The sequence below is a fragment of the Mesorhizobium loti genome (assembly GCF_003148495.1).
In the GTDB taxonomy this organism is placed as follows: domain Bacteria; phylum Pseudomonadota; class Alphaproteobacteria; order Rhizobiales; family Rhizobiaceae; genus Mesorhizobium; species Mesorhizobium loti.
The window spans coordinates 1-21,079 of the sequence record NZ_QGGH01000008.1 but is presented as its reverse complement, the minus strand read 5'-3'; the positions used below and the strand labels follow the sequence as shown (position 1 = coordinate 21,079).

The following is a 21,079-nucleotide window of genomic DNA, read 5'->3' as shown; positions in this document are numbered from 1 at the left end:
GATTTTGGTAGTGAGGTCCAGAGCCCGATATTGCCCGGAGAAGCAAACCCATGACACCAGGAATTCGCCCGCTCGTCGCCGGCAACTGGAAAATGAACGGCACCAGTGCCTCCCTCAACGAGCTCAGGATGATCGGCAACGGTTTCATGAGCGGGCTCGATGCGGAGACCGAGGCGCTGGTTTGCGTTCCCGCGACCCTGCTTGCCCACGCCGCGGAGATCCTGTCGCGCACGCCGGTGCATGCCGGCGGCGAGGATTGCCACACCAAGGAGAGCGGCGCCTACACCGGCTGCATCTCGGCGGAAATGCTCAAGGATGCCGGCGCCAGCCATGTCATCGTCGGCCATTCGGAATGCCGCGAGCAACGCGGCGAGGATGACGCGACGGTCCAGGCCAAGGCCTCCGCCGCCTGGCGCGCCGGGCTTGTGGCCATCATTTGCATTGGCGAGACGCAGCAGCAGCGTGAATCGGGCGCGACGCTCGACGTGCTGTCGCGGCAGGTCGACGGCTCGGTGCCGCCAAGCGCTACCCCGTCCAACACCATCATTGCCTATGAGCCGGTATGGGCGATCGGCACCGGCCTGACGCCGACCGCCGCCGATGTGGCTGAAGCACACGCACATATCCGCGAAAAGCTGTCGGAAAAGCTCGGCAGCGTTGCGGCGAAGGTGCGCATTCTCTATGGCGGCTCGGTCAAGCCCTCCAACGCGGTCGAACTGCTCGGCGTCAGGAATGTCGACGGCGCCCTTGTCGGCGGCGCCAGCCTGAAAGCGGCTGATTTTCTCGCCATCGCCGAGGCTTATCGCAATATTGCTTGAAGACATTTGCCACGCCGGACGGGGCTTCCGGCGCCGGAAATCGTTGCAAAGGGCGGGTTGCTTCCCATATTCCGGCCACGGGCTTGGAAATGCCGTCAAAGCATTGTATTGAGCCGCCTCCAATTCACCGGTCGTGTCCGCGGCCGGGCAAGGCCTTGCCAGGATAAACTATGGAAACCGTACTGATCGTCATCCATCTCATGGTCGTGCTCGCCCTTGTCGGCGTAGTGCTGCTGCAGCGTTCCGAAGGCGGCGGCCTCGGCATCGGTGGCGGATCCGGCTTCATGACCGCGCGCGGCGCGGCCAATGCGCTGACGCGTGCGACGGCGATCCTGGCGGCTGCCTTCTTCGCCACGTCGCTGACACTGTCGATCGTTGCCCGCTACGGCGAGAAGCCGATCGACATCCTCGACCGAGTGCCGGCGACATCGGATGGTGCCGGCAAGGGCGTGCTCAACCAATTGCCCGGCACGACCACCCCGGCGCCTGCCGGTAACGCCAAGCCGACGCCGCCATCCGGCAACGACGCTGCGGCTCCGGCGACTGCCCCGGCCATGGCGCCTGCCGCTGGTTCGGCGCCGCCGGCAACCAATGGCGCCGCTCCTGCCGCGCCGGCGACTCCGCAGGTCCCGAACCAGTAGTCTTCGGCGCCTGAAGCCGCGATATGTGCTCGTTTGAACACAGTCGCGGCAAATGCAGCAGGATCACAAAGATTCGACTGGGTGAGGCACGACCTCACGCTTGAGGCCCCCGCGCTTATTCGACTATAGATTGCGCGCGGCATTTCCGGCGCCCTTGGGGGGCGCTGGGCGACGCCGTGGGCAACAAGCATAGAACGATCGGATCTTCGCCATGCAGCTTCGTAGCTTCATTTTCCTGGGACTTTGCGCCGCACTCGGCATGAGTTCCCCCGCTTTCGCTGGCGTTCCGGCCAATATGGCCGCACAGCCTTCGGTTGAAACAACCTCCGCCATCAACGTCGCCGTCAAAAGTGATGCGACGCAGTTGAAGCTTCTCAAGAAGAAGAAAAACCCGACGCCGGACGACCTCGCCCAGATCAAGAAGATCGAGGCCAAGATCGTTGCCGACAAGGAAGCCGCCAAAGCCAAGGCGCTCGAAGCCAGGAAACTGGCGATGCGCGAGGCGGCCAAGGCCAAGGCCGACGCGGAACGGCAGGCGTTCCTGGCCAAGAGGGGCAAGAACGCGCAGGCGACCGAGGTGGCCGATGCCAAGCCGGCCAAGAAGCAGGCTGCCAAGATCGTCGAGCCAATCGAATCGATCGCGCCGATCCAGTCGGCCGAGCCGCTTCCCGCGGAGGCGATGAACGTCGCCTTGACCGGCAATAATGGCGAGCTGCGCAGCGAGGTCATCGGCCAGAAGCAGCCGAGCAGCGGCGGTCTGTTCGCCGGTCTCTTCGGCGGCACCTCGTCCGGGTCGTCGATCTCATATCTTCCCGAGACACGGGCTCTCGACCAGGCTCTCGCCAAGAAGGAAGCCAAGAAGCAGTTCAAGGTGAAGCCGGAATTCGTGCCGCAGGACGTGGAGTTTACCGGTTACGATGCCGGCACCATCGTCATCGACACCAGCGCGCGGCGCCTCTACCTCGTCGAATCGTCCTCGACCGCGCGCCGCTATGCCATTGCGGTCGGCCGCGAAGGCCTGCAGTTCAAGGGCACGGTTGCGGTCGGCGACAAGCAGGAATGGCCGCGCTGGATCCCGACGCTGGACATGCAGAAGCGCGAGCCGAAGCATTACGGCCAGTACAAGGACGGCATGCCTGGCGGTGGTCAGAATCCGCTCGGCGCACGCGCTATCTATCTCTATGACGGCAAGAAGGACACGCATCTGCGCATCCACGGCACCATCGCGCCGCAGTCGATCGGAACCAGCGCCTCGAATGGCTGCTTCCGCATGATCAACGAGCACGTCATGGACCTCTACAGCCGCGTCAGGGTCGGCACCAAGGTCGTTATCATCTGACGTTTCCATCATTCTGCCGAAAGGGCCGGCTCAGCCGGCCCTTTTGTTTTGCCCTGTTCACGACCCGAGCGCCTTCTTGGGAAAAAACCTTCGCGGTGGTTTTTTCTCTGGCGGAATCAATCCGGCCGCGTTAAGCGATGACTCCCATGGCGCGATATGTATTCATCACAGGCGGCGTGGTTTCCTCACTTGGAAAAGGCATAGCCGCAGCGGCCCTTGGGGCTCTCCTGCAGGCGCGAGGCTATCGCGCACGCATCAAAAAACTCGATCCCTACCTGAATGTCGATCCGGGCACGATGTCGCCGTATCAGCATGGCGAGGTTTTCGTCACCGACGACGGTGCGGAAACCGATCTCGATCTTGGCCATTACGAGCGCTTCACAGGCCGCTCCGCCAATCAGCAGGACAACATCACCACCGGCCGGATCTACAAGAACATCATAGAGCGCGAGCGGCGCGGCGACTATCTCGGCGCCACCGTGCAAGTCATTCCGCATGTCACCGACGAGATCAAGAATTTCGTCCTCAACGGCAATGACGACTATGATTTCGTGCTGTGCGAGATCGGCGGCACGGTCGGCGATATCGAGGCGATGCCGTTCCTCGAGGCTATACGCCAGCTCGGCAACGACCTGCCGCGCAACAACGCCGTCTACGTCCATCTGACGCTGATGCCCTACATCCCGACGGCCGGCGAGTTGAAGACCAAGCCGACCCAGCATTCGGTCAAGGAACTGCGCGGCATCGGTATCGCGCCCGACATCCTGCTGGTCCGCGCCGATCGCGCCATCCCCAAGGAAGAGCGCAGAAAGCTGTCGCTGTTCTGCAATGTGCGCGAAAGTGCCGTGATCCAGGCGCTCGACGTGCCGCATATCTACGATGTGCCGATGGCCTATCACAAGGAAGGGCTCGATTCGGAAGTGCTGGCCGCCTTCGGCATCGATCCGGCGCCGAAGCCGCGCATGGAGCCCTGGCAGGCGGTGTCCAACCGCATCCACAATCCCGAAGGCGAGGTCACTATCGCCGTGGTCGGCAAATATACCGGCCTCAAGGATGCCTACAAATCGCTGATCGAAGCGCTCTCGCATGGCGGCCTGGCCAACCACGTCAAGGTCAAGCTCGACTGGATCGAATCGGAGATCTTCGAAAAGGAGGATCCGACGCCCTGGCTGGAAAAGGTGCATGGCATCCTGGTTCCCGGCGGCTTTGGCGAGCGCGGCTCCGAAGGCAAGATCCTGGCGGCGAAATTCGCGCGTGAGCGAAAAGTGCCGTATTTCGGCATCTGCTTCGGCATGCAGATGGCTTGCATCGAGGCGGCGCGGTCGCTGGCCGGCGTGGAGCATGCGTCCTCGACCGAGTTCGGTCCGACTGAGGAACCGGTCGTCGGCCTGATGACCGAATGGCTGAAAGGCAACATGCTGGAGAAGCGCCGCGAAACCAGCGATCTCGGCGGCACGATGCGGCTCGGCGCCTATCAGGCCGAGCTCGCCAAGGGATCCAAGATCGCCGAGATCTATGGCGACACGCAGATTTCCGAGCGCCATCGCCACCGCTACGAGGTTAATGTCGACTACAAGGAGCGGCTCGAGGATTGCGGCTTGGTGTTTGCCGGCATGTCGCCCGACGGCGTGCTGCCGGAAACGGTCGAGTATCCCGACCATCCCTGGTTCATCGGCGTGCAGTATCACCCGGAACTGAAAAGCCGGCCGCTCGACCCGCATCCGCTGTTTGCCAGTTTCATCGAGGCGGCGGTGGAACAGAGCCGACTAGTGTAGCTCTAAATCAAAGAGATAGAGCATGATGTCTGGACAAACGGTGCCCGTTTGTCCGAGAAAACCGCTTCACACTTTTCGGCATCATGCTCTAGGCCGGTCGGACTATGCAGACCTATGTCGCGCTGCTTTACAGCATCATCCTGGGCGAGGGGCGACGGGTCGTCATGGCCGACCTCAAGGCCATGGCCGAGGAGCTCGGGCTGAACAACCCGCGCACGCTGGTGGCGACCGGCAATCTGTTGTTCGAGGCGCCGGCAACGGACATCGCCGATCTGGAACGGCGGCTGGAAGCAGCCTTCGAAAAGACCTTCGGCCGCCATGTCGATATCATCGTGCGCGGTGCCGAGGACTGGCTGAAGCTTGCCGCCGGCAATCCGTTTCCGGACGAATCCGCCGAGGCAGGCGACCAGGTGGCCGTGCGGGTGATGCGCAAACCTGCACCCGTGGACGCCGTGGCGGCGCTCCAAACCTATATCGCCGAGAACGAGAAGGTTGTGTCGGTCGGCGGAGACATCTGGGTCGTCTTTTCACGCGAGAGGCCAAGTTCGCGGCTGCTTACGGCGACCAACCACAAACGCATGGGCATCGGCACCTCGCGCAACTGGAACACCGTGCGCAGACTGGTCGAGATGGTGGACAGTAGGCAGTAGGCAGTAGGCAGTAGGCAGTAGGCAAGCTGTTCTCTGCTCGCCAGCACCTACTGCCTCATTTTCAAGCCTTTGCCGTCTTCGCTCCGGCGCCCAAAGCGGCGGTGCGCAGCACATAGTAGATGATGCCGGCAATCGCCACGCCGAAGAACCAGCCATAGACGCCCCACCAGGACGGCAGCCAGTTGGTGAAGTTCGGCAGGATCGATGAGAAAATGGCGCCGATGCCGGCTGCGATGAAGGCGTTGACGTGCCAGCCGCCCTGGAAGCGGAACTCGCCGTCCTCGCGATAGAGCGCCTCGACGTCGACCTCGCCCTTCCGGATCAGATAGTAGTCGACCATCATCACCCCGAAGATCGGCCCCATCGTCGCGCCGATGATGTTGACGAAGGAAGCTGCACTGCCTTCCCATGGCGCAAAGGGATAGAGCACGAGCGCGATGATGGCCGCGATGTAGCCGCCCTTCTTGAAGTCGATCTGCCGGGGAAAGACGTTGGAGAAGTCGAAGGCCGGCGAGACGAAGTTTGCCACCACATTGATGCCGAGTGTTGCTACTGCAAAGGTCAAGGCTGCGAGTGCTGCCAGGAACCAGCTGTCGAATTTCGCCGAGATCTGGTCGGGATGCAGCAGCACTTCGCCATAGACGTCAAAGGCGGCAATGGTGGTGACGCCGGCGACCAGCGAGAACAGGATCAGGTTGATCGGCAAGCCCCAGATGTTGCCCTTACGCAGCGATGCCTTGTCTGGCGCGTAACGGGCGAAATCGCAGAAATTGAGATAGAGCGCGGAAAAGTAGGTGACCCAGATCGCCGCCACCGCAAACAGCGATGTCCAGGAACCCGGCGTGCCGGGCACGCCCGCATCCTTGGTCTTGTCCAGCAGCACATCCATCGGGATGTCGCTGGTGAAGGCAAATCTCCCGGATTTGACGCAGAGATAGATCGCCAGCACCAGCATCATCACCCAGACCGCTGGCCCGGCCCAGTCCTGAAAGCGGCGCACTGTTTCCATGCCGTTCTGGATGATCAGCAGTTGCAGCGCCCAGATGACCACGAAACAGATCACTTCGAGGCCAGTATGGCCGAGGAAATGCGTGCTGGCGTTGAAGTCGGCGAACCATTGTGAACGGATCAAAAGCGCCACGATGGCGCCGGAGGCGGCGGCCGTCTGTGCGCCATACCAGAAGCAGGCGACGACGGCGCGCACCAGCGCCGGTATGTTGGCGCCCCAGATACCGAAGGAGGCGCGGGCTAGCACGGGGTAGGGCACGCCGGTCTTGACCCCGGCATAGCCGACCATGTTCATCATCACGTAGATGATCAGCGAACCGATGCCGATGGCGATGATGAAGTTGACGAAGCCGCCGCAGAACAGGAACAGGCTTGCCGCCAGATAGTAGCCCCAGAGGCTGTGAACGTCCGACGTCCAGACGTTGAAGATCGAGAATGGTCCCCAGTTTCGGATTTTGGCTGGAGCCAGATCCTCGTTGTACAGATCAGGTGAAGCACCCTGTATTGTCATTGCAATGTTCCCCTTTTGCAGCACGCGCCCTCACGTGTTGGCCGCGTGCAGGTTAAGCCTGACGCAGGGGAACGGACAAGCAACCTATTTGCCGGCTTTGGCCTTAAAGATATTCAATGCGAACTGCGATTATCGACGGGCCGCGATGGTGGGCCGCCTCTGCACTTGGCGATCGATGATTCGAAATTCGACGTTGGGATTTCAATCTGAAGCAGCTCCCGGCACTCCCGACATCCGCCGGCAACGGCAGAGTCCGTCTAAGCGAGGGTCATCACCCGCTTGTGGTCCGCGACTTCGGCGAGCAGCCAATCCTGAAACAGGCCGGTGCCTGGCTTGTTGCCGATGCTGCGGCGCTGATGCAGGTAAATGCCGGCCGGGTAGGTGTGGCGGGCACGGAACGGGGCGACAAGTTTGCCTTGCTGCAGAAAATCTTGCGCCATCATCGTGTCCGCAAGCGCTATTCCGGCGCCATTGATCGCCTCGCGCATGATCAGCGTGCAGTCATCCAGTGTTGTGCTGGATTTCGGCGTCGTGTCCAAAACACCTTCCTGCTCCAACCACCGCTTCCACCTCATGGTCTCGCATTCATGGATCAGATGATGATTGACCAGATCGGCTGGCGATCGCAGCGGCACCGGCCCCTCCAGCAGCGAAGGCGCACAGACCGGCGTCAGCAGCAGTGGGATCAGCAGTGTCAAAGCCGGGCCGGCCTTGTAGACGAACTCGTCGACAATGGCCAAATCGAAATTGGCCCGCTTGCCTGAAGTGGAGATCTCCAGATCCACGGACGGATGCAACCGGCGAAAGTTCGGTAACCTGTCCGCCAGCCAAAGGTTCAGAACGGCCGGTACGCACAAGACCCGGACACGTTGGATCTTGCTGTGGCGCGAGCCCTCGGAGAGGCTGACGTCGTCGGTGGCGCGCCAGATGGCCTCGAACGCCTCGGAGAGGCTACGCGCATAGTAAGAGCCCCTGATGGTTGGCGTTATCTGGCGAAAGCCGCGCTCGAACAGGTCCTGGCCGAGGTTCCTTTCAAGCGCACGGATGTGGCGGCTGACAGCTGAGGGCGTCAGATGCAATTCTTCCGCCGCGTCCTTGACGCTGCCGAGGCGAGCGGCGGCCTCGAAAGCGCGCATGCCATTGAGTGAGGGTAGGGCCATTGGCCGATCATGAATTGTCAGTTGAGTTTTTGTCAATCGACATGGACAGAATTGGCGTTTGATCGCCTGCCCCATTAGGGGATACCCAAAAGGCAAGAGCAACTAAGTCGTCTCAAGAAACGACTATTTGGGGACACCGGCACCATACCATCAACGGCTGAGGCCGGCTTGACCAGTCTCACCGGTGGAGAGCGAAGCTTTGCTCGGTATCGCCGCAATTGGAGAGAAAACCAGCCTATGTCTCAATCGCCAGCGCCGGTCTTCGAAACCGCGGACGAGATTTCCGCGGAAACCTCCGTCGTCGTAATTTTGCAAACTGCCCAAACAGGCTTTGGCCCCCAGGCAGCGGCTCTCGACGCTGAGATGAGCGGGATCCTGTCGCGTGCCTGCTCCGAGCCGGCCGCCTTGGCCGAATCCGGCACCTGCATCGATCTTATCGCCCCGCAAGCGGTATCGACCAAGCGCGTGATCGTCCTGGCCTTGGGCAAAGCTGAAGCCGTAACGACCCTGTCTTTGGCGCGCGCCGGCGGTTTGCTTGCCGCGCATCTGGAAGGCAAGGGGGAATGCGCGGCCACCCTGGTCCTGGACCCGATCACCGGCGTCGACCTGTCCGGTGCCGAAATCCTGGCGCGTGTCGCGCTTGGCATGCGGCTGCGGCGCTATCGTTTCGACATGCGCAACCGACGGCAAGGGGCGGGAGCGGATCGAACCTTGCGGGTGAAACTGGTCGGGGCAAGCGGCCCGGACCTGATCCCGGCGCTGGCGCGGATCAATGCCATCGCCGATGGTGTCGAATATGCACGGACCCTGGTCAACCTGCCGCCGAACCATCTCCACCCCGACAATTTCCACGACCATCTGGAACCGCTGCGTGAAGCCGGCATCGACATCGAAATGCTCGATGCCGCGCAACTGAAAGAGCTCGGCATGAATGCGCTCCTGGCCGTTGGATCGGGCTCGGCACGGCCGCCACGGGTCGCTGTCCTGCGCTATCGTGGCAAGGGTGCTCCCGCCCAACCGCTCGCTTTCGTCGGCAAGGGCGTCTGTTTCGATTCAGGTGGCCTCTGCATCAAGGGCGGGACGCAGATGTTCGACATGAAGGCCGATATGGGTGGGGCGGCGGCGGTGGTCGGCCTGCTGATAGCGCTCGCCCGACAAGGCAGCCCGGTACACGTTGTCGGCGTTCTTGGCATCGCCGAGAACATGCCGTCCGGCACCGCGCTCAAACCGCGCGACATCATCACGACGGCCTCGGGACAGACCGTGGAAGTGTTCGACACGGATGCGGAAGGACGCCTGCTTCTGGCCGACTGCCTCCACTATGCGGCCACGCGCTTCAACCCTTCGGTGATCGTCGATCTGGCGACGCTGACCTATTCGGTGACACGTGGCCTGGGGTCGATATTTGCCGGCCTGTTCAGCACCGACGATGCCATCGCGTCACAGATGATCGCGGCCGGAGAAACGGTCGGCGAGCGATTCTGGCGGCTGCCGCTCGACCGGGCCTACGATGAGGGTCTGCAATCGCCATTCGCCGACCTGCGGCATCATGCCAAGGACATGGAAGACGGCGACGCTCCCTATGCCGCGGCCTTCCTGCGCCATTTCACGGAAGATCGCCCCTGGGTGCATCTCGACATCGCCAGCAAGGAACTGACCGATACGGATCGGCCTCTTGGTAGGCAAGGTGCCACGGCATTTGGCGTGCAGATGCTGGAAGAGTGGGTGCAGGTCACCCGCAACATGAGCTAGGCGCCCGCCGTCACGGACAAATACAAGATGCCTTCAATCGCACTGGGAACTGGGATGTCATCTGAAATCATCGGCAAGGAAGGACGGGCCGCTTTCGGTGCCTACGAGACTTGGTATCGAATCTCCGGCGAACTTGGTGGCGAAAAGGCCCCGGTGGTGATCCTGCACGGCGGGCCGGGTGTCGCCCACAACTATGTCGATGCCTACAGGCTTCTTGCCCGAAGAGATCGCGCCGTCATCCACTACGACCAATTGGGCTGCGGCAATTCCACTTTGTTGCCTGAGAAAGGCGCCGATTTCTGGACACCTCGGCTCTTCATCGATGAGCTTGAAAACCTGGTCGACCACCTTGGCATTCGGGTCGGCTTCCACGTGCTCGGCCAGAGCTGGGGCGGCATGCTGGGTGCCGAATATGCGGTCACGCGGCCGCAGGGTCTGAAGTCGCTGACCATCGCCAATTCGCCCGCTTCCATGAAGCTGTGGGTCGAAGAGGCCAACCGGCTGCGCGCCGACCTGCCGGGGGATGTGCAGGAGACACTGACCCGGCACGAGCAGGCCGGCACGACGGACGATCCGGCGTACCAGGCGGCGACGATGGCGTTCTACGAGCGGCATGTCTGCCGGGTCGTGCCTTTCCCGCCTGAAGTCACCGAGAGTTTCGCCCAGGTCGTGCGCAATCCGACAGTCTATCATCTGATGAATGGGCCGAACGAGTTCCATGTCATCGGAACGCTGAAGAATTGGAGCATCGTCGACCGCCTGCCGGCCATCGATGTTCCCACACTGATCATCTCCGGACGTCACGACGAGGCCACGCCCGCGACCGTGCAGCCCTACAAGGACGGCATCAGAGGGTCGCGCTGGGAGATATTCGAGCATTCCAGCCACATGCCGCATGTCGAAGAGCAGGATCTATGCATGCGGGTGGTGGGAGACTTCCTGGACCACAACGACAACTGAAAAAAGGGGAATAAAGGCATGAAGAAACTGCTTCTGGCGGCGTCAGCCGCGGCATTGCTGGCCGGCACATGGCTGGCCCCGGCACAGGCCGAATATCTCAAGGAGCACCGCGGCGGCACCATTCGCCTTCTGGCCCGCTCGGCAGCGGGAACGCTCGATCCGCACATCAATTACACCGACCAGGGCTGGCAGATGTATCAGCCGATCTATGACGGCCTGGTGGCTTTCCGAAAGGCCGAGGGCATGGACGGCTTCACGATTGTGCCCGACCTGGCCGAGGCCCTGCCGCAGGTCAGCAATGACGGCAAGACCTTCACCTTCAAGCTGCGCAAGGGCATCAAGTTCTCCAGCGGCCAGGATCTTGGCGTCAAGGACGTTGTCGCTTCCTTCCAGCGCATCTTCAAGGTTTCCGGGCCGACCTCCGGCACTTTCTATGCCGGCATCGTCGGCGCCGACAAATGCCTGGCCGACACCAAGAGCTGCACGCTGGAAGGCGGCGTTGTCACTGACGAAGCGGCCGGCACCATCACCATCAACATCACCAAGCCGGATGCCGAGCTGCTCTACAAGCTTGCCTTGCCCCATGCCGTGGTCCTGCCGGCGGATACGCCCGCGGAAGACATGGGTTCCAAGCCCATTCCCAGCACCGGCGCGTACATGATCTCCGCCTTCGACCCCAACAAGGGCATGACGGTTTCCCGCAACCCCAATTTCAAGCAGTGGAGCGAGGAAGCGCAGCCGGACGGCTATCCGGATGTCGTCCAGTATGATTTCGGCCTGTCCGAGGAAGCAGCCGTCACGGCGATCCAGAACGGCGAGGCGGACTGGATGTTCGACGCGCTGCCGAGCGACCGCCTGGGCGAACTTGGCAGCAAGTCCATGGACCAGCTGCACATCTCGCCGCTCTCAGCGTGGTGGTACGCGCCGCTGAACAACCGTCTTGCGCCGTTCGACAATGAAAAGGCCCGTCAGGCCGTTGCCTATGCGATCGACCGCAACACGCTGGTCAAGCTGTTCGGTGGCAAGGTGCTGGCCTCGCCGGTCTGCCAGGTCCTGCCGCCGGACTTCCCTGGCCATGAAGACTATTGCCCCTTCACCAAGGACCCCGGCGCCAAATGGTCGGCACCCGATCTCGACAAGGCAAAGCAGCTCGTCGAGGACTCCGGCACCAAGGGCCAGAAGGTGACCATCATCGTCGAGGACACCGCCATTTCGCGCTCCATCGGCGTCTATCTGCAGACCGTGCTGACCAGCATCGGCTATGTCGCCGACGTCAAGCCGATCTCGTCCAACATCCAGTTCACCTACATCCAGAACACCAACAACAAGGTGCAGATGTCCGTCACCCAATGGTACAAGGATTATCCGGCGGCTTCGGACTTCCTGAACATCCTGTTCAGCTGCGCCTCCTTCCGTGAAGGTTCGGACGCTTCGATCAACATCGCTGGCTTCTGCGACAAGGAGATCGATGCCAAGATGCAAAAGGCATTGGACCTCGGCGTCACCGATCAGGCAGCCGCCGACAAATTGTGGGCTGAAGTCGACAGGCAAGTCACGGACAAGGCACCTGCCGTCGGCCTCTTCACGCCGAAGCGGCTTGACTTTGTCAGCAAACGTCTTGGCAACTTCAAGTTCAACCGGCAGTTCAACTGGATGATCACCCAGTCCTGGGTGCAGTAACGAATTGCGGAGGGGCACGTCCGTGTCGAACGTAGCTGTCGCCGCGCCGCGCAAGACGCGAGGGCCTTGGGCCGTCGCGTTTGCGAAGCTGGCAAGGGACAGGGCTGCCATGGCATCCTTGGCCGTGTTCCTCCTCATCGTTCTTGCCTGCCTCAGTGCGCCTCTCTACGCGAAATGGGCAGGCGTAGACCCATTCGCCTCGACGCTCGACGCCGTCATCCAGATCGACGGCGCCGACGTTCCGGTGATGGAGCAGTCGACAGAGGGGCTCGGGCTTGGCTACACGCCGCTCGGCCCGACCTGGCGGCTCGGCAATTACTTCCTTGGCGCCGACAGCCAGGGGCGCGATGTCATGGCCAGGATGCTCTATGGCGGCCTCAGCTCGCTGCTGATCTCCGGAGCGGCCACCATCTTCACCCTGATCCTGGGCACGGCGGCGGGATTGATCGCCGGCTATTTCGGCGGCATCACTGACACGGTGCTGTCGCGCTTCCTGGACGTCCTGTGGGCTTTCCCGATCTATCTCCTGGCGATTTCACTTTCCATCGTCACCATCGCGCATGGCATCACGATCGGGCCGATCGAGATCGAGTCCGGCAGTCTGTGGCTGCCGGTCATCATCATCGGCATCGTCTACGTGCCCTATGTGGCGCGCCCGATACGCGGTCAGGTTCTGTCACTGCGCAACAGTGAATTCGTGCTGGCCGCGATAAATCTGGGCGTGCCGGGGCCGCGGATCCTGTGGCGCGATATCCTGCCCAACGTCACCACCACGCTCATCGTCTTCGTGCCGCTGATGATGGCGCTGAACATGCTTACGGAATCAGCTCTTTCCTTCCTTTCGATCGGCGTGCAGCCGCCCGCCGCAAGCTGGGGCACCATTATCCAGGACGGACAGGCGCTGCTTTACACGCGGCCGCTGGTGGCGCTGGTGCCGGGCCTGGCGATCGCGGTTTCCGTCATGGCGCTCAATGTCTTCGGCGACGGCCTGCGCGATGCGCTCGACCCGCGCTCCAAGGTTCGGCTGGGGCGCGACTGATGATCTACGCAATCCTGCGCCGTTTCGGTCAGATGCTGTTCGTGATGTTCGGCATCTCGGTCATCGTCTTCCTGATTTTCTTCGCAACGCCGGGCGCCGACCCGGCAGCGCGCATCGCCGGCCGCAATGCATCGCCCGAAGTGCTGGAAGCGGTGCGCCACAGCTTCGGCTTCGACCGGCCGCTCTACGTACAATATGTGAAGATGATGGAGAAGATCTTCGTCACAGGTGATCTGACCTCCTTCGTCAATCGCGGCTGGAAGGTGGTGCCGGCGGTGCTGGATTCGATCCCCGTCACGCTTTCGTTGGTGTTCGGGGCGGCGATCCTGTGGGTCGTTGTCTCCATCATCATCGGCATCGTCGCCGCCGCCACGCGCGACAGCTGGCTGGACAAGCTTCTGATGGCGCTGGGGCTTCTCGGCATTTCCATGCCGGTCTACTGGCTGGGCGAGGTGATGAACCTGATCACCCAGAGCCGCTACCACGACAGCTGGGCGTTCTCCTGGGTGCCACCGCTCGGCTACAAGAATTTCTCCGACGATCCGAAAGGCTGGTTCCTGACCCTGGTCATTCCGTGGATCACGCTGGCCATCCTCTACATCGGCATTTACGGGCGCGTGCTGCGCGCGGCGATCATCGAAACCCTGCAGGAAGACTATATCCGTACGGCCCGGGCCAAGGGCCTGTCGGAGACCCGCATCCTGCTGCGCCATGCCTTGCGCACGTCGCTCATTGCGTTCGTCACCCTGTTCGGCCTGGACTTCGGCGCGCTGGTGGGAGGCTCCGCTTTGCTGACGGAGGTGGTGTTCGGGCTGCACGGCATCGGCAAGCTCACCTATGACGCGCTGCAGAATCTCGATCTGCCGATGATCATGGCAACGGTGATGTACGCGTCCATGTTCGTGGTTATCGCCAATGCGGTCATTGATTTCGTCTACATCCTTCTCGATCCGCGCCTGAGGACATCATGATATTGTCGGTGCGCGACCTCAGGGTGTCCTTCCGCACCAATGACGGCCTGGTGCGGGCCATCGATGGCGTTTCCTTTGACCTCGAAGAGAGCGAGATCCTCGGTGTCGTCGGCGAATCCGGTTCCGGCAAGACGGTGTCGCTGCTGGCCGTCATGGGCCTCATCACCGATCCCAACGCCGACATAGAAGGCTCGATCCGCTACAAGGGCCGCGAACTCGTGGGACTGCCAGCGCGGGAACTCAGGCGGTTGCGCGGCAACGAGATCGCGATGATCTTCCAGGATCCGATGACCGCCCTGACGCCTGTCTACACGATTGGCTGGCAGATCGCGGAACAGATCCGCGCGCATCGCAACATCAGCAAATCCAAGGCGATGGATCGCGTCGAAGAACTGCTGGCCGAGGTGAATTTTCCGAACCCGCACGAGGCGATGTCGCGCTACCCGCACCAGCTTTCGGGCGGCATGCGTCAACGGGCGGTGATCGCAATGGCTTTGTCGTGCAATCCGGCACTGCTGGTGGCCGACGAGCCGACCACGGCGCTCGACGTCACGGTGCAGGCCGGCATTCTCGACCTGGTGCGCAAGCTGCGGGCGACGCACAAGTCGGCTGTGGTCTTCATCACGCATGACATGGGCGTGGTCTCCGAACTCGCCGACCGGGTCATGGTCATGTATGCGGGCCGTGTGGTGGAGCGCGGCAGTCGCGCGGAACTGTTTTCCGACCCCCGACACCCCTATACACGCGCGCTGCTCGGTTCGATCCCGCCGCTGACCGGCGAGAAACCACGGCGCCTGCCGGCCATTCCCGGTTCGCCGCCGTCCTTGCTGCGATTGCCGCAAGGCTGTGCTTTCGGCCCGCGATGCCCGGTTCACTACGAGCCCTGCGCGACCGGCAAGCCCGATCTTGAGGGCGACACCCACGCCGCCGCATGCTTCAGGGTGGCACAGGCATGAGCGGACCGATGACTGACAAAGACCGCCCGATCCTCGAGACGCGTTCGCTGGGCAAGCGTTTTTCGATCGGCACCCGTTTTTCCGCTGAAGGCAAGCGAACCGTGCATGCGGTCGACAATGTTTCCCTGACCGTGTGGCGCGGCGAGACGGTCGGGCTGGTTGGCGAATCCGGATGCGGCAAGTCCACGCTGGCACGCTGCCTGGTGAGGCTCTACGACATATCGGACGGCGAGCTTCTTTTCGAAGGTGAAGACATCACCTCGAAGTCGCTGTCCGAACTCCGGCCGCTCCGGCGCCGCCTGCAAATGGTTTTCCAGGACCCGTCGGCGTCGCTCAATCCGCGCCGGCGCGTCGGCGACCTGGTGGCCGAGCCGCTGCGTATCCATAGCAAGCTTTCGTCGAGCGAGATCAAGAAACGCGTCGCCGAACTGTTCGACCTCGTTGGATTGCTGCCGGATCATGTCATGCGGTATCCGCATGAATTTTCCGGCGGACAGCGCCAGCGTGTCGGCATCGCGCGGGCCATTGCGTTGAACCCCGATCTCGTCGTGTTGGACGAACCCGTCTCCGCCCTCGATGTGTCGGTGCAGGCGCAAATCGTCAACCTGCTTGCCGACCTGCAGGAGAAGCTGCACCTCACCTACATCTTCATCGCTCACGACTTGTCCGTCGTGCGCCAGGTGTCGACCCGCATCGCGGTCATGTATCTCGGCTCGATCGTCGAGGAAGGGCCGGCGGAGGAGGTGTTTGCAGCACCAGCCCATCCTTATAGCCAGGCGCTGATCTCGGCGGTTCCCGTTGTGGAGACGACGCCCAGCGGAACGCGCAAGCGCATCATCCTCACCGGCGACGTACCGAGCCCGCTCAGCCCTCCGTCCGGGTGCCGCATCCACCCCCGATGCCCGATCGCAGCGGAGCGCTGCCGTTCGGAGCGGCCGCAACTGAGGGAATACCGACCGGGTCGCAAAGTCGCCTGCCACTTCCCGACGGTATAGGCGACATTTATCACCGCGCGCGGTGATCGCATTCGCTTGACAGATTTTTAAAGATTCCATTTTTTTGTGGAACCAACTGGCGGATTGTGCGTTTGGTGGGGTTCGATCGAGCGCATCGCGGTCGACCGGGAGGAAACGATGGATTATCTGCATTTCTTTTCGCCTGTGCGAATTTCGCGCGGGCAGGGGCATCCTGCTGAAGAAATCGATAGTGTTGCCGAGGCCATGGTGTTCTTGCGGAAATGGCCGACGGGACGGCGCGGTCCGGTTTATCGGTGCGCGCTGAATTGCTGCTCGGCCGCTTTGTCGGGCCAGATGTCGGCCGAGGAAGCAAGGAAAGCGTTCACGGGCTTTGCCCGCATCACGCGCCTTCTCGATGATGACATGGCGCTGCCGATGGCCGGCGAAAACATGGCAAGCGTGTACGCGCTGCGGCGTTAGCCGCCTGTTGTCTTGACGGTTTTGCGAGGTCTCGCGCCGCGGCAGCGCGGGTCTTGTCTTGCGCCGTTGCCGATGCCCAGTCGTCAATACCCCGAGGATGATCGCCTTCGTATCCACGGCCGATCACTGCGGAGGCCGAGGCGGCGGTCGCTTGACTGAATACCGCAGATCATTCGCTCATATTGTGAAGCGCATCGTGCTTGACGATTTCGACGCTGCGCAGGTTGAGCAGGCGGATGACGCCCTTGTCCTTCAGTCGGGTGAAAACCCGCGACACGGTCTCGATGGTGAGGCCGAGATAATCACCGATGTCCATACGCGACATTGGTAGTTCCACCTGCCGCAATCCGCCCTGCCGCTCCGCTATGTCGACGAGGAACGCGGCGACGCGTTCGATGGCGCTCTGGCGACCCAGGACCAGAAGGTGTTCCTGAGCTCTGGTCAACCCTTTTAGCGCCAGGGGCAGCAACTGATGGGACATGTCCGCTCCAGCCGTGAGGCGGAAGACGCGGACCCCGGTGGAATTGATCGCTTCAGCAAAGAAATGGTGCGTCGTGTCGGCTTCGAAGCCGAATGTCTCTCCGGCGAGGTGAAAGGCACTGATCTGCCGGCGGCCGTCGGCAAGCAGGCGGTAGACGCGGACGGCGCCGAATTCCACCTGGTAGAAGGCTCCGGCCTTTTCGCCCTGGGCGTAGATTTCGGCGCCGGCGGGATAGAAGCCGAGTGGTTGCAGCAGCGCGGGCTCGAAAGCCTCCGGCCGGTTGGGCAGGGCAGACCGTGAAGGCAGCGAAATTCTGGAGGCGGTGTAGGCGTGCATGGCTGTTTCCCGGTTGATCCGTGACACAGCAATCGCGCGAATCCGTGGGTCGCGAAATTCGGTTTTATCCCTACGGGAAACTACCTAGAGCCGCTCCTCTTGAACCGGTCCAGCCATCGCTTTCGCCGGTCGCGGCAGTGAAGACAACTATTCACCCGCCTCGCGGCCCGACACCTGCTCGATCAAGATACGAAAGAAAACGTGGGGTGCGCTGTCCGACACCGGAGGCATGACCGGCTTGAGGGCGCCGGGCTCCCACCAGTCAGCGTGCTTGCTCAACACCGACCATGCGTGGTCGCGCTCGAGCTTGTGACCAATCCGGTCCGGCAGTTCTTCATAGCGGCCATCGACGGCGACGCTTCTCCAGCCTCGCCCCTGGCCGCGTTCGCCCACCTGGACGGACACCAGTGGATTGGCGCGCATCCAGTCGATCTTCTTGCCGGGCATGGAAAACGCGTAGAGGTGGTTGTCGGCGTGCGCATAGTGCACCGGCACCACATAGGGCTGCCCATCCTTCGCGCACGCCAGATGGCCGACACGGTTGGCGGTCAGCATTTTCGTGCATTCTAGGGCGGATAATGTGCGGATCAGCATGTGCGAGCTCCTGAGTTTATTGGCCGTCCCACAGACTGTTGGCCCAGTCGCCGGGGGGCGGTCATTGATCGCGATCAAGGCAGGCTTACCGCTCGCGGGCAGCGGCATGAGCGGCAATTTCGCAAAATGATTCAAATCAAGGCGCGGCTTGCCGCTTCCCCCGATCATGGGGAGATGTGGAAGCCAATCCTGAGCGCTCCGTTTGGTCGCGAACTCGAACTCGCCGTCTTCGACGAGGATGGCGAACATGCGCTCGTATTTCCCTGTATAAAGGGCCAGCAGGGTTGGAAGAATGCTGGGACTGGCGTGCGCGTCGATATCCGCCCGACCCATTGGCGCTACTGGAAGTCGAAGGCAGTGCCGACAGACGACGGCAAGTCTCTCGGGGACGCTTGCTAGGGTTTGGATTCCACGATCAATGCCATGCGCACGAGATGCGACAGGCTGCCCGCGGCCATCTTGCTCATCACATTGGCACGATGAATCTCGACGGTGCGCGGACTGATACCCAGATCATAAGCGATCGTCTTGTTGGGCAGACCCGAAACGAGCCCGTCCAGAACCTGCCGCTCCCGCTCCGAAAGTGTGGCCAGGCGCGCGTAGATTTCCGCGGATTGCGGATGCGTTGCGCCTACCTGATCGCGGTTGTCCAACGCCGAGCGGATCGCATCGATCAAAACCTGGTCGTCGAACGGTTTTTCAATGAAGTCGGAAGCCCCTTCCTTCATCGCCTGAACGGCCAGCGCCACATCGGCGTGCCCCGTCATGACGATCACCGGAAGTGTATGGGAGCGCATTCTGAGTTGGCGCAGGAACTCGATGCCGTCAATGCCAGGCATACGCACGTCGGTCACGATGCAACCGTCGATCTGGCCTGTCGCCGTGGACAGAAAGGCGGTGGCCGATTCGTGCAGGCGCACGGCGAAGTCGGCCGTTCCCAGAAGAAAGCCAAGCGATTTGCGGACGTCCACATCGTCGTCGACCACATGCACGACATCGTTACCGGCCATTGGCAACCTCTTCCCTTTCAACGATGCGCAAGGTGAAGCGGAAAGCCGTCCCTCCGCCGGGAACGGCTTCTGCCCAGATGTGGCCGCCATGCGACTCGACGATGGTACGACAAATGGAAAGACCGACACCCATACCCTGCTTCTTGGTGGTGACAAAGGGTTGGAAAAGCTGGGCCGAGACTTCCGGCGCAATCCCTGTACCCGTATCGATCACGCTTACCTCGGCCATCCCGTCATTCCGGGCTACGGTCATGACGTGCAATTCGCGACGCGGTACACCTTGCATGGCCTCCACCGCGTTGCGCATCAAATTCAGCAGAACCTGCTGAATCTGGATGCGGTCAGTCAGGACCAGTTCGGCGGCGGGATCAAGCTTGTAGCTGACGCGCATATCGATTTCCCGTGCACCGACCAAAGCAAGTGAGGAGGCTTCCTCGATCAGCACCGGCAGATGCTCGACCTGACGCTCGCTCTCGCCTCTCGCGACGAAATCCCTGAGGTGTCGGATGACATCTCCGGCGCGCAAAGCCTGCTCGGCGGCCTTTTCGACGGCCTCACGCAGCATCGGCGCGTGCTCATCAGAGCTCTTCTCGAGCAGTCGGCGGCTGCCCTTGAGGTAGTTCGTGATGGCGGTGAGCGGCTGGTTGATCTCATGTGCAAGCGTCGAAGCCATTTCGCCGAGCGCGGTGAATCGTGCCATGTGGAGCAGTTCCAGCTGCTGTTCCTGGATTCGCGCTTCCGCCCTGTGGCGCTCGGTCAGGTCGCGGCAGAAGCCGGTAAAGAAGCGCCCGGTTCCAGGATTCATCTCGCCGACGGAAAGCTCCATCGGGAAAGTCGTGCCATCCTTGCGTGCCCCGGTCACAGTGCGGCCGAGCCCGATGATCCGGCGCTCTCCCGTCGTCAGGTAGCGAAGCAGATAGGCGTCATGCTCGTCGCGGTAGGGCGAGGGCATCAGCATTTTCACGTTTTGACCGATGACTTCGCCTGACTGGTAGCCGAACAGCGCTTCGGCAGCGGTGCTGAAGGATTGAATCCCACCTTGCTCGTCGATGACGACCATCGCGTCCGGCACTGTTGCCAGGATCGACCGCAAATGGTCCTCACGCAGCCGAAGTGCTGCGTTCGCAAAGGAGAGTTCGCTGACATCAGTACCTTCAATGAAGATCGCGGTGATGCGGCCATCGTCAGCCTTGACTGGCTGATAGACAAAATCAAGGATGCGCTCTTCGACCGGGCCGTCAGCTGTGTTGCGAAGGCCAACCTTCACCCCGTGGCCGATATAGGGCTCGCCGGTCGTGTACACATGATCCAGATGTTCGAAAAACTCATTCCCTTCGAGCTCGGGAAAGGCGTCCCGCACTGACTTTCCAATCACTTGCCTGTGGCCAGTCAATCGCTGGTAGGCGGCATTGGTCAGCTCGAAAATGTGACCTGGCTCGCGCAGCAGCGCTATAAAGCCGGGAGCCTGATCGAACATTTGAGACAACAGTGATTTCAGTGTCGTCCCGCCGGGTGACAAACTGAGCGCTTCGTCTTTGATCACCTAAAGTTCCTGGGTTCGAGACGGTGCTACCGGGGCTAACTATCACTTCTCTCCATACACGCAAAACGGATCGAGGCCGACGTTTTCGCATGCAGATGCAATTGGCTGGTTCCTTGACGTGCATCAAAGCCTCGGGCGCTGGCGAATGCAATTCATCGCGTATTCGACCGCATCATCGAAAGGCGCCTGCAATGTCCTACAAGTCGATTATCGTGAACCTCGCGGTAGATGCACCTCCGGCGGCCATGGTGAGATTGGGGATCGAGCTCGCGGAACGGTTTGGCGCCCGTCTCATCGGTCTGGCGGCAGCGGATGTCCCGCCCTTGGTCGCGACAGGCGACGGCATGGTCTACGAAGGCGAGATCATGCAGATCCAGCGCACGGAAATCGAAAAGCGGCTTGCCGAACTGCGTGCCGAG

19 protein-coding genes and 1 pseudogene are annotated in these 21,079 nt (G+C 61.7%); 14 read left to right on the top strand and 6 right to left on the bottom strand.

What is annotated here, in order from left to right:
• Window positions 1-50: 50 nt before the first annotated feature.
• The 5 genes from tpiA (at window position 51) to C8D77_RS24905 (ending at window position 5,223) form a co-directional block, all read left to right on the top strand.
• Window positions 51-818, top strand: coding sequence for a triose-phosphate isomerase (gene tpiA, locus C8D77_RS24925; protein ID WP_109669004.1), 768 nt, complete (start codon window positions 51-53; stop codon window positions 816-818).
• 170 nt (window positions 819-988) lie between these two features.
• Complete coding sequence (secG, locus tag C8D77_RS24920; RefSeq protein WP_109669002.1) at window positions 989-1,459, top strand: preprotein translocase subunit SecG; 471 nt, start codon at window positions 989-991, stop codon at window positions 1,457-1,459.
• 211 nt (window positions 1,460-1,670) lie between these two features.
• Window positions 1,671-2,798 (top strand): L,D-transpeptidase, encoded by a 1,128-nt coding sequence (locus C8D77_RS24915; protein WP_109668999.1) that lies wholly within the window; start codon window positions 1,671-1,673, stop codon window positions 2,796-2,798.
• Between the two features lie 137 nt (window positions 2,799-2,935).
• Complete coding sequence (locus tag C8D77_RS24910) at window positions 2,936-4,573, top strand: CTP synthase (protein WP_109668997.1); 1,638 nt, start codon at window positions 2,936-2,938, stop codon at window positions 4,571-4,573.
• A 104-nt stretch (window positions 4,574-4,677) separates the two neighbouring features.
• Entirely contained in the window at window positions 4,678-5,223 is a 546-nt protein-coding gene (locus C8D77_RS24905) for a DUF1697 domain-containing protein (protein ID WP_109668994.1), read from the top strand.
• Between the two features lie 61 nt (window positions 5,224-5,284).
• Here the strand turns inward: C8D77_RS24905 and C8D77_RS24900 are convergent, their stop codons facing one another.
• The gene (locus C8D77_RS24900; protein WP_109668992.1) at window positions 5,285-6,742 is read right to left on the bottom strand and encodes an NCS1 family nucleobase:cation symporter-1; all 1,458 of its coding nucleotides are present in this window, start codon (window positions 6,740-6,742) and stop codon (window positions 5,285-5,287) included.
• Window positions 6,743-6,999: 257 nt separating this feature from the next.
• The gene (locus C8D77_RS24895; RefSeq protein ID WP_109668990.1) at window positions 7,000-7,902 is read right to left on the bottom strand and encodes a LysR family transcriptional regulator; all 903 of its coding nucleotides are present in this window, start codon (window positions 7,900-7,902) and stop codon (window positions 7,000-7,002) included.
• Between the two features lie 237 nt (window positions 7,903-8,139).
• Here C8D77_RS24895 and C8D77_RS24890 point away from each other — a divergent pair, with 237 nt between their 5' ends.
• From C8D77_RS24890 to C8D77_RS24855, 8 genes are all read left to right on the top strand, one after another.
• Complete coding sequence (locus C8D77_RS24890) at window positions 8,140-9,654, top strand: leucyl aminopeptidase (protein ID WP_109668988.1); 1,515 nt, start codon at window positions 8,140-8,142, stop codon at window positions 9,652-9,654.
• A 54-nt stretch (window positions 9,655-9,708) separates the two neighbouring features.
• Window positions 9,709-10,614, top strand: a complete 906-nt coding sequence (locus C8D77_RS24885; RefSeq protein WP_109668986.1) for a proline iminopeptidase-family hydrolase — start codon at window positions 9,709-9,711, stop codon at window positions 10,612-10,614.
• Between the two features lie 18 nt (window positions 10,615-10,632).
• Window positions 10,633-12,294 carry an ABC transporter substrate-binding protein gene (locus tag C8D77_RS24880; protein WP_109668984.1) on the top strand — a complete coding sequence of 554 codons (1,662 nt, stop codon included), beginning with the start codon at window positions 10,633-10,635 and terminating at the stop codon, window positions 12,292-12,294.
• A 22-nt stretch (window positions 12,295-12,316) separates the two neighbouring features.
• Entirely contained in the window at window positions 12,317-13,333 is a 1,017-nt protein-coding gene (locus C8D77_RS24875; RefSeq protein WP_109668982.1) for an ABC transporter permease, read from the top strand.
• Complete coding sequence (locus tag C8D77_RS24870; protein WP_109668980.1) at window positions 13,333-14,304, top strand: ABC transporter permease; 972 nt, start codon at window positions 13,333-13,335, stop codon at window positions 14,302-14,304. Before C8D77_RS24875 ends, C8D77_RS24870 begins: the two co-directional genes overlap by 1 nt.
• Window positions 14,301-15,260, top strand: a complete 960-nt coding sequence (locus C8D77_RS24865; RefSeq protein WP_109668977.1) for an ABC transporter ATP-binding protein — start codon at window positions 14,301-14,303, stop codon at window positions 15,258-15,260. The genes C8D77_RS24870 and C8D77_RS24865 overlap by 4 nt, the downstream gene beginning before the upstream one ends.
• A gap of 8 nt (window positions 15,261-15,268) precedes the next feature.
• Window positions 15,269-16,255 carry an ABC transporter ATP-binding protein gene (locus C8D77_RS24860; RefSeq protein ID WP_109669345.1) on the top strand — a complete coding sequence of 329 codons (987 nt, stop codon included), beginning with the start codon at window positions 15,269-15,271 and terminating at the stop codon, window positions 16,253-16,255.
• 138 nt (window positions 16,256-16,393) lie between these two features.
• Entirely contained in the window at window positions 16,394-16,696 is a 303-nt protein-coding gene (locus tag C8D77_RS24855) for a DUF982 domain-containing protein (protein WP_109669342.1), read from the top strand.
• A gap of 169 nt (window positions 16,697-16,865) precedes the next feature.
• Here C8D77_RS24855 and C8D77_RS24850 read toward each other — a convergent pair whose 3' ends face one another.
• From C8D77_RS24850 to C8D77_RS24830, 4 genes are all read right to left on the bottom strand, one after another.
• The gene (locus C8D77_RS24850) at window positions 16,866-17,513 is read right to left on the bottom strand and encodes a helix-turn-helix domain-containing protein (RefSeq protein WP_109668975.1); all 648 of its coding nucleotides are present in this window, start codon (window positions 17,511-17,513) and stop codon (window positions 16,866-16,868) included.
• Between the two features lie 147 nt (window positions 17,514-17,660).
• On the bottom strand, window positions 17,661-18,107 hold the full coding sequence (locus C8D77_RS24845; RefSeq protein WP_109668972.1) for a pyridoxamine 5'-phosphate oxidase family protein: 447 nt from the start codon (window positions 18,105-18,107) through the stop codon (window positions 17,661-17,663).
• Window positions 18,108-18,502: 395 nt separating this feature from the next.
• The gene (fixJ, locus tag C8D77_RS24835; protein ID WP_109668969.1) at window positions 18,503-19,117 is read right to left on the bottom strand and encodes a response regulator FixJ; all 615 of its coding nucleotides are present in this window, start codon (window positions 19,115-19,117) and stop codon (window positions 18,503-18,505) included.
• Window positions 19,107-20,660, bottom strand: a complete 1,554-nt coding sequence (locus C8D77_RS24830) for a PAS domain S-box protein (RefSeq protein ID WP_109668967.1) — start codon at window positions 20,658-20,660, stop codon at window positions 19,107-19,109. Before C8D77_RS24830 ends, fixJ begins: the two co-directional genes overlap by 11 nt.
• A gap of 191 nt (window positions 20,661-20,851) precedes the next feature.
• Between C8D77_RS24830 and C8D77_RS24825 the strand changes: the two are divergent.
• Window positions 20,852-21,079, top strand: a pseudogene (locus C8D77_RS24825) (universal stress protein); the annotation flags it as partial.